Below are 14422 nucleotides of genomic sequence, written 5' to 3'. Positions count from 1 at the left end.
ACGGGCGGATTTCAACCGGCAGCAAAGCCCGCCCCGATCAAATCTATCCGGTCAGTGCAGATACAGTCAACGCCCCAATCAAGTAATGTTCGCGCCCGGGCAGGTTGGTTCACGGTATATGCCAGAATCCGCAGCCCGGCGGCTTTCAGTAACGCCGTCCGTTCCGCCGTCAGCCGTTGATGATTAAGGTGGAGCGATACGCACCCTAAACGTTGCGTCAGGGTTTGCCAGTCGTCGTTCCATTTATCCAGCAGCAGGCCGCGAGGAAGCTCGGGAACCGCCTGCCGGGCCGCCTCCAGCGCCTGCGCCGAGAATGACGACAGCAGCGGTGCGACGGGGTGATCTCGCCAGAGCCGACGCGCGGCCAGGGCGACCAGCCGCCCGGTTTCCCGCTCGCGGCCGGTGGTGGGTTTAATTTCAATATTGGCCGCCATCGCGTATTTCTCACAGCGCGTCGCCACTTCGGATAACAGCGGCAACCGTTCGCCGGCAAACTGTTTACCGTACCAGCCGCCGACATCCAGCCCGACTAATTTGTCCCACGGCAGATCGCCCGCAATCCCCCAACCGTTGCTGGTTCGCTCAAGCGTGTCGTCATGCAGTAAAAAGATCTCGCCGTCCCGCGACAGCTTGGCGTCAAATTCGATCATCTTGTGACCGAAACTGGCGCCCACATCAATCGCCGCCAGCGTGTTTTCAGGCGCCAGTGAACCGCCGCCGCGATGGGCGACAATCGCCGGATATGGCCAGGTATCTTGCATTGTTCCATCCGTAATCCGCTTTGCGAATCAAACCAATACCATGACTGTGCGGACAAATGCCGCCAGTCGTGCGTGTTGCCAACTGAATATGCTCCGGCCCGGCCTCAAACGTCAACTCGCGCTCACCCTATGACGGTTTGGGTTGCAGACCAAACAGCGCTGACAAATGCAGACTGCATGGCGAAAAAGCGCGCCGCTTCTGTGACAGGGTACGAGTTTTACGAGCATGATTGCGCTATAGCAATAGTCAATGACGATCAATATTTTTACATATGTAGATTTTCACTATTGTATGGCGACAATCAGGCCTGTTTTCGCTCATTTATCCAACAATAGATTTGTTGGCCGCTCACTTATACTCCTTATTCATCACTGACTGCCCGATACCCGAGTTCATCAGGTATGACGTGAATAAATAACAAGTTCTTAACAACAGCTTGTCTAACGTCCCCATGTAAAACAATTACACAGACATATCTCGGCAAGCGGATCTGTCGGCAGATATTCAACACCAAGGAACATTATGAATTTTTTAAAAAACATGAAATTGGGAACAATGCTAGGGTCAGGCTTTGCCGTCATTATCCTGATTGGTTTTGTTGTCTCCCTGTTTGGCCGTATGCAACTGGCAGAACTGGGCGGCAATATCCAGTTGTCACAGGTGCGTATCAACAATCTGCTGTTGATGCAGGAGGTTAAAGACAACATCAATACCCTATCGCGCGTTATCAGGAACATTGCGCTGATGGACGATCGGCAGGAGATGGAAGAACAGAGGCAACGTATTGTCAGGTTACAGGCACGTAATGCCGAATTGTTTACGCAGATCCGGGAGAACACCATCTCGCCAGAAGCCCGGACGCGCACGCAAAACCTGGAAAAACTCATACCGTCTTATATTGAGACGGTAAACAAATCGATTAGCGTGGGGATGTCGGGGCAGCTTGAGGAAACGCGTAATATACTGTTCGGCGAGTTGCAAGATGCGCAGGACGGTATTTTTAACGCGTTGGGTGAAATGGTCACCTACCAGGCGACGCTGACCATTGATACCGCAAACGCATCAGAACATCAGGCGCGCACCGCGGGTTCATTAATGCTCATCATAGCGGCGTTGGTGGCGCTGTTGGGCGGGCTGGTTGCCTGGGGAATTACCTACAAGATTAAGAAGCAACTGGGCGGCGAACCCACGTATGCGGTTGAAATCGCGCAACAGGTGGCGCAGGGCAATCTGGCGTTGGAAGTCCAGTTACGTCCGGGCGATACCAGCAGCGTTCTGGCGGCGATGGCGGCCATGCGCGACGGCCTGAGCCATACGGTAAATCAGGTGCGTCAGAGCAGCGAATCGATTGCCACCGGCGCCGGCCAGATTGCGATAGGCAACACCGATTTGAGTCAGCGCACCGAAGAACAGGCCTCTAATCTGCAACAGACCGCGGCCTCCATGGAGCAGATGCATACGACCATCAAACAGAATACGGATACCGTCACCATGGCATCGGAACTGGCCAACGCGGCCAGCGCCACGGCGACCAAAGGTGGGACCGTGGTCAGCAATGTGGTCGCCACGATGGGAGATATTTCCGCCAGTTCACGTAAGATCGGCGACATTATCGGCGTTATTGACGGCATTGCTTTCCAGACCAATATTCTGGCGTTGAATGCCGCGGTGGAAGCCGCTCGCGCCGGTGAACAGGGGCGCGGCTTCGCCGTCGTCGCCGGCGAGGTGCGTTCGCTGGCGCAGCGTTCCGCATCCGCCGCCAAAGAGATCAAGGATCTGATTGGCGAGAGCGTACAAAAGGTGGAAAACGGTTCACATTTGGTCAATGAAGCCGGAACCACGATGGGCGAAATCGTCGAGCAGGTACGCCGCGTCGCGGAGTTGCTGGGTGAAATCGGCGTAACGACCCGTGAACAGTCCCAGGGGATCTCCCAGGTAAATGATGCGGTTAACCAGTTGGATGAAGTCACGCAGCAGAACGCTGCGCTGGTAGAAGAGTCCGCTACCGCCGCGGACAGCCTGAGCGATCAGGCCAGACGTCTGGTTGAGTTGATGAGCACTTTCCGTTTGAGCGGCGAGGATGTGGGTAGAATTCCTGCGCAGAAGGCCGGTCGTCCGGCGCAAACGCCGACGCTGAAACTGGCCGGCCAGTCCAGCGCGCAGAATTGGGAGTCATTCTAAAGGCCGATTGATTTACCGCTCAGGCCGCCTGAGACCGTTGACGCGGCTCCTTCGGCGGTAGTCCCCTTTCCCGAACCGCCAGTGACGCGTTCCCGACGCGGCACTGGCTTGCGCCGCATTCGCGGGGACGTCCACCTCAGCGTAATTTCTTACGCCGTGCGGTGACCGGTTTAAACACTAAATTTATATCTAATATCAGCATGTTAAATATAAAAATACAAACAAGGCATTTTTGTGTGAGTCCCTCCGCGCTTAGCCGGGTTATTCCGCCACCAGCACCTCAACCCCCATTTTCCCCAACGCTTCTTTCGCCGTGCCCGGCAGCCCGTTATCGGTAATAATACTGTTAAGAACCGTTAGCGGGGTGGCCAGATAGGTGGCGATGCGGCCGTATTTTGAAGTGTCGCAGAGCAGAATACGCTTGCTGCTGGCCGTCACTACCGCGCGTTTCACCCCCACTTTGTCTTCATTCGGCGTGGATAAGCCGCGCAGGCTCCATGAGGAAGCGGAAATAAAGGCGATATCGATAAACAGGTTGCGCAGCGCCTGCGCGGTTGCCTCACCGACACAGGAGCGGTTTTCCCGACATAGCGTACCGCCGGTGTGGATCATGCGACACTGGCTGGATTCAATAAGAAAGGCCGCAATCACAAAATCGTTGGTCACGATCGATAAGTCATCCCGCTCGGCCAGTTGGCGCGCCAACGATAGCGTGGTGGTGCCGGCATCCAGATAAATGCAGCTGTTCGGCGGGATCTGCCGGGCCGCCAACCGGCCAATCGCCTCTTTCTGCTGGCTGAACATGACGGACTTATCCTGATGCGACGGTTCAATCGCCAGGCGCTCCGGAGAACGCACCCCGCCGGATACGCTGAGCAAGAGGCCGTCCTGTTCCAGTTTTTGTACATCCCGCCGCACGGTCATATGCGAAACCTCAAGCCGCTCGGTCAGTTCAGCGATACTAACCACACCGCGCTCCGCGACCAGCGCCAGAATACGTTGATGACGTTCTACTGGGATCATCCCTGCTCCTATCCTTATTTGATAAATATTGTGATAACTATCGCGTTTGAGAACGATAATTATCATAAATTCACGCTATAAACCACGACGCGGGCCTGCTTTCCTCACAATCTTTACGATTTTAATGTTAATTTATGTGATATTAATCACCCTGCATAGCAATATAAACGCTTATATTTAACACCATAGAACAAATAATCACTAAAATTAACAAAGGCGACAGTTATGAAAAAAACATCAGAGTATGCCGTAGCCGTTATCGGTTTGGGTTCCATGGGCTTTGGCGCGGCGACGTCCTGTATCAAAGCCGGATTAACCACCTACGGCGTGGACATTAACCCGCAAGCGCTTGAACGCTTACGCCAGGCCGGCGCCGCACAGGCCGAAACGGATATTGCTGCCTTTGCCGACAAGCTGGATGCCGTGGTACTTCTGGTTGTCAACGCCGCGCAGGTGAACAGCATTCTGTTTGGCGAACCTGGCGTTGCCGGGAAGTTGAAACCCGGCACGGCGGTTATGGTGTCGTCGACCATTTCCTCGCAGGACGCCCAGAATATCGCTCAACGACTCGCCGGGCATCAATTGATTATGCTGGATGCCCCGGTCTCCGGCGGCGCCGTCAAAGCCGCCGCCGGGGAAATCACGGTGATGGCTGCGGGTTCCGATCTCGCCTTTGCAAAATTGCAGCCGGTGCTGGACGCCGTCGCCAGCAAAGTTTATCGCGTCGGCGATGAGATCGGTCTGGGCGCGACGGTAAAAATCATTCATCAACTGCTGGCCGGCGTACACATCGCCGCGGGCGCGGAAGCCATGGCGCTGGCCGCGCGCGCGGGCATTCCGCTGGACATCATGTATGACGTGGTGACCAACGCCGCCGGTAACTCATGGATGTTCGAGAACCGGATGCGTCACGTAGTGGACGGCGACTATACGCCGAAATCCGCCGTCGATATCTTCGTTAAGGATCTGGGGCTGGTGACCGACACGGCTAAAGCGCTCCACTTCCCGCTGCCGCTGGCGTCGACTGCGTTCAACATGTTCACCGCCGCCAGCAACGCCGGGTTCGGCAAAGAAGACGACAGCGCGGTGATCAAAATTTTCAGCGGTATTAGCCTGCCGGAAAAAGGGGAGGAAAAATGATCGCCCTGGGTGTTATTGCAGACGACTTTACCGGCGCCACGGACATCGCCAGCTTTCTGGTCGGAAACGGCCTGCCGACGGTGCAATTGAATGGCGTCCCGCCGGCGGATTTTCAGGTTAACGCGCAGGCCGTGGTCATTAGCCTGAAATCCCGCTCCTGCCCGGCGCAGCAGGCCGTCGCCGCGTCGTTGGACGCGTTGTCCTGGCTCCGGCGGCAGGGCTGTCAGCAGTATTATTTCAAATATTGCTCGACCTTTGACAGCACGGATAAAGGCAATATCGGGCCGGTTACCGACGCGTTGCTGGATACGCTGGGGGAAACGCAAACCGTGATTTCGCCCGCCTTGCCGGTCAACGGCAGAACCGTGTATCAGGGCCATCTGTTTGTGATGAATCAACTGTTGTCCGAATCAGGTATGCGAAATCATCCGGTGACGCCGATGACGGACAGCAATCTGATGCGGGTGATGGAGCGGCAGGCCGCCGGCCGTTGCGGGCTGGTGCCTTATCCGGTGATGGAGCAGGGCGCGGAGGCGGTTAAACAGCAGTTGGCGCAGCTCAGGCAGCAAGGCGTTCGTTACGCGGTGCTGGATACCCTGAACGAACAACATTTGCTGACGCAGGGCGAGGCGCTGCGCGATATGAAGCTGGTTACCGGCGGCTCCGGTCTGGCTATCGGCCTTGCCCGCCAGTGGGCGCAGTCCGCCGGACAGGGTGGCGCGGCCACCGCCGCCGGTATGCCGCAGCCCGGTCCCGGCGTGGTGCTGTCCGGTTCCTGCTCGCTGATGACCAATCAGCAGGTCGCCCGTTACCGCCAGCAGGCGGCCAGCCGCGCCATTGAGGTAGCGCGCTGCCTGCAAGGGGATGAAGAGCGGCAGGCCTATGTCCGCGAGCTCGCCGCATGGGTGAATGAGCACCGCGATGAGGCGCTTGCGCCGCTGTTGTACGCGACGGCCTCAGCGGACGAACTCGCGCAGATCCAGCAACGCTGGGGGGCGGAGGCCAGCAGTCAGGCGGTGGAGGCGCTGTTCGCCGCCGTGGCCCGACAGCTTCAGCAGCAAGGATTTCAGCGTTTCATCATTGCCGGCGGAGAAACGTCCAGCATTGTGGTGCAAACGTTGGGTATCCACGCTTTCCATATCGGCCCGTCGATTTCACCCGGCGTGCCCTGGGTCAGATCCACCAACCACCCGCTGTCGCTGGCATTGAAATCCGGCAATTTTGGCGATGAAGACTTTTTTGCCCGAGCACAAAGGGAGTTCGCAGTATGAATGAACAACACGCACGCGACGAGATGGTCAGGCTGGGGGCGTCTTTCTTTCAGCGCGGTTATGCCACCGGCTCCGCAGGCAACCTCTCGCTGCTGCTGGATGACGGCACGTTGCTGGCCACGCCAACCGGATCTTGTCTGGGCGAGCTGGATGCCGGGCGCTTATCCAAAGTCGACATGAGCGGCGAATGGATTTCGGGCGACAAGCCGTCGAAAGAGGTCAGTTTCCACCTGTCGCTTTACCGCAATAACCCGCAATGCCGGGCGGTCGTTCATCTGCACAGCACCTACCTGACGGCGTTGTCCTGTCTGGAAGGGCTTGACCCGCAGGATGCGATTAAACCGTTCACGCCCTATGTGGTGATGCGCGTCGGCGAGGTGCCGGTGGTGCCCTATTACCGCCCGGGCGACGCGCGGCTCGGCGAGGATTTGGCGAAGCTGGCCCCGCATTATCGGGCGTTTCTGTTAGCCAACCACGGTCCGGTCGTCACCGGTAAAGATTTACGGGCGGCGGCGGACAATATGGAAGAACTGGAAGAGACCGCCAAACTGATTTTTATTCTCGGCGATCGGCGTATTCGTTATCTCACCGTTGACGAAATTGATGAATTACGGAGTTAATCATGCCTAAATTTGCTGCCAACCTTTCCATGCTGTTCACGGAAGTGCCATTTCTCGATCGTTTCAAAGCCGCCGCCGACGCCGGTTTTGAGGCCGTCGAATACCTGTTTCCCTATGAATACCCGGCTTCGCTGCTGGCGGAAAAACTACGGGAAAACGGCCTCACGCAGGTGTTATTCAATACCGCGCCCGGCAATATCGCGGCGGGAGAGTGGGGCGTCGCCGCGCTGCCCGACCGCATTGACGATGCCCGCCGGGATATCGACGCTGCGCTGGACTATGCGCTGGCGCTGAACTGTCCGTCGGTGCTGGTGATGGCGGGAGTAGTGCCTGTCGGCGCCGATCGCGCCGCCTATCAGCAAACGTTTATCGATAACCTGCGCTACGCCGCTGATAAATTTGCGCCGCATGGCATCAACATCATGATTGAGGCGTTAAGCGCGAAGGTGAAGCCGCATTATCTGTTTTCCAGTCAGTATCAGGCGTTGGAATTGGCGAACCTGATCGATCGGCCGAACGTCTATATCCAACTGGATTTTTTCCACGCGCAAATTGTGGACGGCAACCTGACGCAAATTATTCACGATCTTCAGGGGCGCGTCGGGCATATTCAAGTTGCTTCGGTTCCCTCCCGGAATGAACCCGACGACGAGGAAATTAATTATCCGTTCCTGTTTGCAACGCTGGACGACGTGAATTATTCCGGCTGGATTGGATGTGAATATAACCCGCGAGGTAAAACCGAAGCGGGGTTGAGTTGGGTGAAACCCTGGCTGAAGAGGAAAAATAACCTATAACCTTGGATTGTATTTATACCCGTCATTTTTCAAGTCGCAGGTGCGTTGGCTGGTCAAATTCGTTCCCGATGAATTTGTCGCTCGGTTACCGCCTTTCTGCATCTCGAAATCTATTGGGTATATATCGGCGCCAGAGACGCGTTTATTAAAAAACGAGAAAAGACCGAGTTTCCCTATTATTTCAATACGGAAACAAGGACGTCTTTTTCTTTAAATAACGAATAAATACCCGATAGATTTCACAGCGCAGTCAATATTCCTGCAATGTGAAAGATAACGGATATATTGACGAGATCATAAATATGTCCACCTCGCTATTACTTTGTATCGCCATTGCCGGGGTATTATTACTGCTCCTGATGGTCATTAAATTAAAAATACAACCGTTTGTCGCGTTGCTGGTCGTGAGTTTATTGGTCGCGTTGGCGACCGGTATTCCGACCGGCGAAGTCATGAAAGTCGTGACCTCCGGCATGGGCGGTATTCTAGGTTCGGTGACGATTATTATTGGTCTCGGCGCCATGTTGGGCAGGATGATCGAGGTCTCCGGCGGCGCCGAATCACTGGCCCGGCGTTTCGCCCAGTTAATGGGGCCGGGATTAATGGTGGCCGCATTGACTATCGCCGCCTTTATTCTGGGGATCCCGGTCTTTTTTGATGTCGGGTTTATTATTCTCGCCCCGATTATTTATGGCTTTGCGAAAGTCGCCAAAGTGTCGCCGATTAAATTCGGTCTGCCGGTCGCCGGGGTGATGCTGACGGTTCACGTCGCCCTGCCGCCGCATCCCGGCCCGGTGGCGGCGGCAGGTTTATTGAATGCGGATATTGGCTGGCTGACGATGATCGGCCTGCTGGTCTCCATTCCCGTCGGCATCATCAGTTATTGGGTCGCCAAAGGGCTCAATCGGCGTAACTATGCGCTATCCGTTGACGTGCTGGAGCAGTTGCAGTTGGCAAAACCGGAGGAGACCACGCCGAACGCGTCACCCTCTTCCACGCCGCCGGCCGGATTGATCGCCGCGCTGATCGTCATTCCTATTCTGATCATTATGCTTGGCACCGTTTCCGCCACCATCCTGCCTGCGGGCCACGCGGTGCGCGACGTTATGTCGCTGGTCGGCTCGCCGGCGGTGGCGTTGCTGATTGCGCTGGCGCTGGCCTTCTGGCTGATTGCCCTGCGTCGCGGCTGGTCGCTGGAAAAAGCCAGCGGTGTCATGGGCGACGCCATGCCTGCCGCGGCGATGGTCATCATGGTGACCGGCGCGGGCGGAGTTTTCGGTAAAGTGCTGGTGGAATCCGGCATCGGCAAAGCGCTGGCGGATACCCTGACCAGCATCCACTTGCCGCTGGTGCCGGCCGCATTCATTCTTTCGCTGGCGCTGCGCGCCTCACAGGGGTCGGCCACTGTCGCCATTCTCACCACCTGCGGCCTGCTGAGCGAAGCCGTCAGCGGATTAAGCCAGATGCAACTGGTGCTGGTGACGCTGTCGGCCTGTTTCGGCGGGTTGGGACTCTCGCACGTCAATGATTCCGGCTTCTGGATTGTGACCAAATATCTTGGCCTGTCCGTTGCCGACGGGCTGAGAACCTGGACGGTGCTGACGACCGTGCTCGGTCTGGCCGGTTTTATCTTTACCTGGGCGCTGTGGCTGATTATCTGATCGCGCCGTTTCCCGCATCCGCCGTTGATCCGGCGGATGCGGGGCGCGTCGCCGTTACAGCGCGCGGCGCAGCCGTGCTATCGCCTCATGCATCTGCTCTGGCGTCGCGGTCGCAAAGGAGAAGCGCAGCGTCGAATAGTCCGGCGCGTCAGGGAAGAAGAACTCGCCCGGCACGAACACCACGCCCTGTTTCAGCGTCTGCTCCAGCCAGTCGGTGGTATTGAAGGTGTGGCGAAATTTCGCCCACAGGAACATCCCGCCCTTGGGCGGGTTAAAGGTCATCACCTCGCCCAACTCCGCCGCCACCAGGCTGGACAACAGCTCGCTTTTTTCCTTGTAGGCATGGCGGATTTTTTCAATCTGCGCATCCAGACGCCCCAACCCCAGATAACATTCCGCCACGGTCTGCGACAGCGAACTGGCGTGCAGATCCGCGGCCTGTTTAATAATCGCCACCTTGTGCAACAGCCAGTCCGGCAGGATCGCCCAGCCGAGGCGCAGGCCGGGCGCCAGGATCTTTGAAAACGTCGAGGTGTAAAGCACGTATTCCGTGCTGCCAAGCTCCTCCTGAGCCAGTTGGAACAGCGTTGGGTGGCGTTCTTCGGTAAAGCGTAATTCGCCGTACGGGTCGTCTTCGATAATGACGAAACCATAACGCTCCGCCAGCGCGATCAGCTGTTTACGGCGCGCGTAGCTCAGGGTGACGCCGCTGGGATTACCGAAATTCGGCACGATATACACGCCTTTGATGCGCTGTTTCTGCAACAAGGCTTCCAGTTCATCCACCACCATGCCGTGTTCGTCCGAGGCCACCGACATCACCTGCGCCTGCGCCAGCTCAAGCGTTTGCAAAGCGGCAAGGTAGGTAGGGCGCTCAACGACAAAGACGTCGCCGGGATCGATCATCGCACGCATGATTAAATCCAGCGCCTGCTGTGAACCCGCCGTCACCACCATGTCTTGCGCCTGCGTTTTCACGCCGCGCGCCGCGCAAAGATCGGCAATGCGTTCACGCAATAGGTGGCTGCCTTCGGTTAATCCATACTGGAAAGCCGTTTTCGGCTGCTCGGTAATGGCCAACTGCGTCGCCTGATTCAGGCCGTCGAAATCAAACAGCGCGTCGGACGGGATGCCGCCCGCCAGCGAGATAATATTGTCCATCTTGCTATGCTTAAGCAATTCGCGAATAGCGGAGCTTTTCAACTGCGCGATGCGTTGCGCCAGTAACCCTTCAGTAGCCATTTATCTTCTTATACCTTTATTGAGCAGGCCGGGTTCATCGGCCTGCTAGCCATCAACCGCCCAGATAGGCTGAACGTACCGCTTCATTCGCCAGTAATGCCGCACCGGTATCTTCCAGCACCACATGGCCGTTTTCCAGCACATAACCGCGATCGGCCAGCCGCAATGCCTGATTGGCGTTTTGCTCCACCAGGAAAATGGTCATGCCTTCTTCACGCAACTGCGCGATGGTGTCAAAAATTTGCAGGATGATAATCGGCGCCAGCCCCAGCGATGGTTCGTCCAGCAGCAATAAACGCGGCTGACTCATCAGCGCCCGGCCGATCGCCAGCATCTGCTGCTCGCCGCCGGACATGGTGCCGGCCCGCTGAGCGCGACGCTCGAATAGGCGCGGAAACAGTTCGTAGACCCGTTCGATTCTTTGCTGATACTGGTCACGCGCGGCAAAAAATCCGCCCATCGCCAGGTTCTCTTCCACCGTCATGCGGGAAAATACGCGGCGGCCTTCGGGAACAATGGCGATCGCCTCACGCATAATCTGCGCGGTTTGCCAGTGGGTGATGTCTTTCCCATCAAAGGTGATGGTGCCTTCCGTCGCGCGCGGATCGCCGCATAGCGTACCCAGCAGCGTGGTTTTACCGGCGCCGTTGGCGCCGATAAGCGTAACGATTTCGCCTTGCTCAATATGCAGGCTAACCTGATGCAGCGCCTGAATTTTACCGTAATGGGCCGAAACCTGATTTAATGACAACATAACCTTATCCTTCCCCCAGATACGCACGGATAACATCCGGGTTATTACGAATTTCAGCCGGGGTTCCGTGAGCCAGCGGGGTGCCTTGATTGACGACGTAAATCCGATCGGAAATCCCCATCACCAGCTTCATGTCATGCTCAATCAACAACACCGAAACCTGATGACTATCGCGCAGTTCGGCGATCAACAGGTCTAGCTCTTCGGTTTCTTTTGGATTCAGACCGGCGGCGGGTTCATCCAGCATCAGCAGTTCGGGCCGGGTGACCATGCAGCGGGCGATTTCCAGCCGACGCTGTTGACCGTAGGCCAGGTTGCCGGCCTGACGATTCGCCAGTTCAAGCAAACCCACACGCTCCAGCCAGACCGCGGCGCGATCCTGCGCATCGGCTTCCGCGCGGCGGAACGCCGGCGTCTTCAGCAACCCGGCGAATACGCCGCTTTTAAGGTGCTGATGCTGGGCGACCAGCAGGTTTTCTATCACCGTCATTTCACGGAATAAACGCACGTGCTGAAAGGTCCGCACTACCCCCATACGGGCGATTTTTTGTCCGGACAATCCTTCCAGATGCCGATCGCGCAGCATGATCGTGCCGCCCGTGGGACGATAAAATCCGGTAAGGCAGTTGAATACCGTGGTTTTCCCCGCCCCGTTCGGGCCGATCAGAGAAACGATTTCGCCCGCATGAATATCCAGTTCAACGTTGTTGACCGCCAGCAGGCCGCCGAAACGCATCATCAGGCCTCTGACCGATAATAATGGCTGCGTACTCATGCCTGCTCTTCCTTTTTACTGACTTTCAGTTTCATCTGCGGACGCTTCATCGGCAGCAAACCTTGCGGACGCCAAATCATCATTAACACCATCAGCGCGCCCAGCAGCAACATGCTGTATTCATTCAGATCGCGCATCAGCTCCCGGGAAACCACCAACAGTATCGCCGCCAGGATCACCGCAAATTGCGATCCCATGCCGCCCAGCACCACAATCGCCAGCACAAAGGCCGACTCCACGAAGGTAAATGATTCCGGGCTGACAAACCCCTGACGCGCGGCGAACAGCGTACCGGCAAACCCGGCGAACGCGGCGCTGATGGTAAACGCCGTCAGTTTGATTCTGGTCGGGCTCAGGCCCAGCGAACGGCAGGCGATTTCATCATCGCGCAACGCTTCCCAGGCCCGCCCCAGCGGCATACGCAACAGGCGGTTAATCACAAACAGCGTTAATACCACCAGCAGCAGCGCCACCAGATAAAGGAAAATGATGCGATCGCTGGGGTCGTATTTCAGACCGAAGAAGTTATGGAAGGTATCCCAGCCGTCGCGCGCGCTGCGGCTGAACTCCAGGCCAAAGAGCGTCGGTTTTGGAATTTGGCTGATGCCGTTCGGACCACCGGTGATTTCGGTATTGTTCAGCAGCAGAATTCGGACAATTTCGCCAAACCCCAGCGTAACAATCGCCAGATAATCACCCCGCAGGCGCAACACCGGGAAGCCAAGCAGGAAGCCGGACAGGGCGGCCGTCATGCCGGCCAGCGGCAGGCTTTCCCAGAAACCTAAACCGTAATAGTGGTTCAGCAAAGCGTAGGTATAGGCGCCGATGGCGTAAAAGCCGCCATAGCCCAAAACCAGCAGGCCGGACAGCCCGACCACCACGTTAAGCCCCAGCCCCAGCATCACGTAGATCAACGTAAGAGTGGCAATATCCACCGTTCCGCGCGACACCAGAAACGGCCAGGAGACGGCGGCGATAATCAATGCCGCCGCCAGCAATTTTTGCCGCGGCGTACTGCCGTCGAAGCTCGGCAACACCAAGGACGGGCCGGAAAATTTTTTCAGACTTTGCTGGAAGAACGGGCGGATAAGCTGGAAGAAGAACACCACCACGCAGCCCGCGCCGATCCAATACCAGCGAACCTGATCGGCTCCGCGAACCACCAGCCTGGTGCCATCCAGCTCCAGTTGCATGCCCATGATAAAGGCGGCCAACACCAGCAGCATAAACGCCGAGACGAATGCATTGATAAGATTGAGCTGCTTCATACCTTCTCAACCTCCGGACGACCCAGAATGCCGGTAGGCATCACCAGCAGCACCACGATCAATAATGCGAACGACACCGCATCTTTGTATTCCGTGCTCAGATAAGCCGAGGTCAGCGCTTCCGCCACGCCCAGAATCAGCCCGCCGATCATGGCGCCGGGAATGCTGCCGATGCCGCCCAGCACCGCCGCCGTAAAGGCTTTCATGCCCGCCATAAAGCCGATGTAGGGGTTAATCACGCCATAGAACTGCCCCAGCAGCACCCCGGCGACCGCCGCCATCAGCGCGCCGATCACAAAGGTCAGGGAAATCACCCGGTCAGTGCTGATGCCCAGCAGGCTGGCCATTTTCAGATCTTCGGCGCAGGCGCGACAGGCGCGCCCCATGCGGGAATAACGAATAAACAGCGTCAGCGCCAACATGGCGAGGAAAGTCACGATCCAGATAATCAACTGCATGGCGCCGATCGTCGCGGCAAAGCCGTTGCTTTCGCCCAGCGTCCATTGCCCGGTGACCAGACTGGGCAGCGCTACGTCGCGTGAACCCTGATTCAGGCTGACGTAGTTTTGCAGGAAAATAGACATCCCAATGGCGGAAATCAGGGCGATAAGGCGTTTGGAGGTTCGCACCGGCCGATAGGCGACGCGTTCGATGCTCCAGCCATAGGCGCTGGAAATCACCACGGCGGCGATAAAGGCCACGCCGATTAATAACCAGCCCGCATCAATACCCATCATCATCAGGGCGGCGATAACGATAAAAGAGACATAGCTACCGATCATATAAACTTCGCCGTGGGCAAAGTTAATCATGCCGATAATGCCGTAAACCATGGTGTAGCCAATGGCGATCAGCGCATACGTGCTGCCCAACGTCAGACCGTTGAACATCTGCTGAGAGAAATAGAGGAACTGCTCGGACATACCTT

The 14422-nt window shown here is 56.9% G+C and carries 13 protein-coding genes; 6 read left to right on the top strand and 7 right to left on the bottom strand.

Annotated elements, in window-relative coordinates; genetic code table 11:
- Positions 1 to 11: 11 nt before the first annotated feature.
- On the bottom strand, positions 12 to 761 hold the full coding sequence (ugpQ, locus tag JG725_RS09605) for a glycerophosphodiester phosphodiesterase (protein ID WP_199377775.1): 750 nt from the start codon (positions 759 to 761) through the stop codon (positions 12 to 14).
- 523 nt (positions 762 to 1284) lie between these two features.
- Here ugpQ and JG725_RS09600 point away from each other — a divergent pair.
- Positions 1285 to 2943: a methyl-accepting chemotaxis protein gene (locus JG725_RS09600; RefSeq protein WP_172290490.1), complete on the top strand. Its 1659-nt coding sequence runs from the start codon at positions 1285 to 1287 to the stop codon at positions 2941 to 2943.
- A gap of 261 nt (positions 2944 to 3204) precedes the next feature.
- Here JG725_RS09600 and ygbI read toward each other — a convergent pair whose 3' ends face one another.
- Positions 3205 to 3966, bottom strand: coding sequence for a DNA-binding transcriptional repressor YgbI (gene ygbI / locus JG725_RS09595; RefSeq protein WP_199377773.1), 762 nt, complete (start codon positions 3964 to 3966; stop codon positions 3205 to 3207).
- Between the two features lie 225 nt (positions 3967 to 4191).
- On the opposite strand from ygbI, the gene ltnD reads away from it, so the two are divergent.
- From ltnD to JG725_RS09570, 5 genes are all read left to right on the top strand, one after another.
- Positions 4192 to 5106, top strand: a complete 915-nt coding sequence (gene ltnD / locus JG725_RS09590; protein ID WP_199377771.1) for an L-threonate dehydrogenase — start codon at positions 4192 to 4194, stop codon at positions 5104 to 5106.
- Positions 5103 to 6377 (top strand): 3-oxo-tetronate kinase, encoded by a 1275-nt coding sequence (gene otnK, locus JG725_RS09585; RefSeq protein WP_199377768.1) that lies wholly within the window; start codon positions 5103 to 5105, stop codon positions 6375 to 6377. The genes ltnD and otnK overlap by 4 nt, the downstream gene beginning before the upstream one ends.
- The gene (locus tag JG725_RS09580; protein ID WP_172290486.1) at positions 6374 to 6997 is read left to right on the top strand and encodes an aldolase; all 624 of its coding nucleotides are present in this window, start codon (positions 6374 to 6376) and stop codon (positions 6995 to 6997) included. The genes otnK and JG725_RS09580 overlap by 4 nt, the downstream gene beginning before the upstream one ends.
- Before the next feature lie 2 nt (positions 6998 to 6999).
- Positions 7000 to 7794: a 2-oxo-tetronate isomerase gene (gene otnI, locus JG725_RS09575; protein WP_172290485.1), complete on the top strand. Its 795-nt coding sequence runs from the start codon at positions 7000 to 7002 to the stop codon at positions 7792 to 7794.
- A 302-nt stretch (positions 7795 to 8096) separates the two neighbouring features.
- Entirely contained in the window at positions 8097 to 9455 is a 1359-nt protein-coding gene (locus JG725_RS09570; RefSeq protein WP_172290484.1) for a GntP family transporter, read from the top strand.
- 54 nt (positions 9456 to 9509) lie between these two features.
- Here the strand turns inward: JG725_RS09570 and JG725_RS09565 are convergent, their stop codons facing one another.
- From JG725_RS09565 to livH, 5 genes are read right to left on the bottom strand one after another with little or no spacing between them, the layout of a single operon-like run.
- Positions 9510 to 10697, bottom strand: coding sequence for a PLP-dependent aminotransferase family protein (locus JG725_RS09565; RefSeq protein WP_199377766.1), 1188 nt, complete (start codon positions 10695 to 10697; stop codon positions 9510 to 9512).
- A gap of 52 nt (positions 10698 to 10749) precedes the next feature.
- Positions 10750 to 11487 (bottom strand): high-affinity branched-chain amino acid ABC transporter ATP-binding protein LivF, encoded by a 738-nt coding sequence (gene livF, locus JG725_RS09560; RefSeq protein ID WP_172290482.1) that lies wholly within the window; start codon positions 11485 to 11487, stop codon positions 10750 to 10752.
- Positions 11456 to 12226: a high-affinity branched-chain amino acid ABC transporter ATP-binding protein LivG gene (gene livG, locus JG725_RS09555; protein ID WP_172290481.1), complete on the bottom strand. Its 771-nt coding sequence runs from the start codon at positions 12224 to 12226 to the stop codon at positions 11456 to 11458. Before livG ends, livF begins: the two co-directional genes overlap by 32 nt.
- Positions 12223 to 13494: a high-affinity branched-chain amino acid ABC transporter permease LivM gene (locus JG725_RS09550; RefSeq protein WP_172290480.1), complete on the bottom strand. Its 1272-nt coding sequence runs from the start codon at positions 13492 to 13494 to the stop codon at positions 12223 to 12225. The genes livG and JG725_RS09550 overlap by 4 nt, the downstream gene beginning before the upstream one ends.
- Entirely contained in the window at positions 13491 to 14417 is a 927-nt protein-coding gene (gene livH, locus JG725_RS09545; RefSeq protein ID WP_172290479.1) for a high-affinity branched-chain amino acid ABC transporter permease LivH, read from the bottom strand. The genes JG725_RS09550 and livH overlap by 4 nt, the downstream gene beginning before the upstream one ends.
- Between the last annotated feature and the right edge of the window lie 5 nt (positions 14418 to 14422).

This window comes from Brenneria sp. L3-3C-1 (genome assembly GCF_016456245.1).
Classification (GTDB): Bacteria; Pseudomonadota; Gammaproteobacteria; order Enterobacterales; family Enterobacteriaceae; genus Brenneria.
The sequence above is the reverse complement of the archived record's forward strand: the minus strand, read 5'-3'. Positions and strand labels throughout refer to the sequence as shown.

What these genes read in the sequence shown, in the direction of transcription:
- livH (WP_172290479.1), bottom strand. Translation starts at nt 14,417, where the DNA reads ATGTCCGAGCAGTTCCTCTATTTCTCTCAGCAGATGTTCAACGGTCTG.
- ugpQ (WP_199377775.1), bottom strand. Translation starts at nt 761, where the DNA reads ATGCAAGATACCTGGCCATATCCGGCGATTGTCGCCCATCGCGGCGGC.
- JG725_RS09570 (WP_172290484.1), top strand. Translation starts at nt 8,097, where the DNA reads ATGTCCACCTCGCTATTACTTTGTATCGCCATTGCCGGGGTATTATTA.
- livF (WP_172290482.1), bottom strand. Translation starts at nt 11,487, where the DNA reads ATGTTATCCGTGCGTATCTGGGGGAAGGATAAGGTTATGTTGTCATTA.
- ygbI (WP_199377773.1), bottom strand. Translation starts at nt 3,966, where the DNA reads ATGATCCCAGTAGAACGTCATCAACGTATTCTGGCGCTGGTCGCGGAG.
- JG725_RS09580 (WP_172290486.1), top strand. Translation starts at nt 6,374, where the DNA reads ATGAATGAACAACACGCACGCGACGAGATGGTCAGGCTGGGGGCGTCT.
- otnK (WP_199377768.1), top strand. Translation starts at nt 5,103, where the DNA reads ATGATCGCCCTGGGTGTTATTGCAGACGACTTTACCGGCGCCACGGAC.
- JG725_RS09600 (WP_172290490.1), top strand. Translation starts at nt 1,285, where the DNA reads ATGAATTTTTTAAAAAACATGAAATTGGGAACAATGCTAGGGTCAGGC.
- livG (WP_172290481.1), bottom strand. Translation starts at nt 12,226, where the DNA reads ATGAGTACGCAGCCATTATTATCGGTCAGAGGCCTGATGATGCGTTTC.
- JG725_RS09550 (WP_172290480.1), bottom strand. Translation starts at nt 13,494, where the DNA reads ATGAAGCAGCTCAATCTTATCAATGCATTCGTCTCGGCGTTTATGCTG.
- otnI (WP_172290485.1), top strand. Translation starts at nt 7,000, where the DNA reads ATGCCTAAATTTGCTGCCAACCTTTCCATGCTGTTCACGGAAGTGCCA.
- JG725_RS09565 (WP_199377766.1), bottom strand. Translation starts at nt 10,697, where the DNA reads ATGGCTACTGAAGGGTTACTGGCGCAACGCATCGCGCAGTTGAAAAGC.
- ltnD (WP_199377771.1), top strand. Translation starts at nt 4,192, where the DNA reads ATGAAAAAAACATCAGAGTATGCCGTAGCCGTTATCGGTTTGGGTTCC.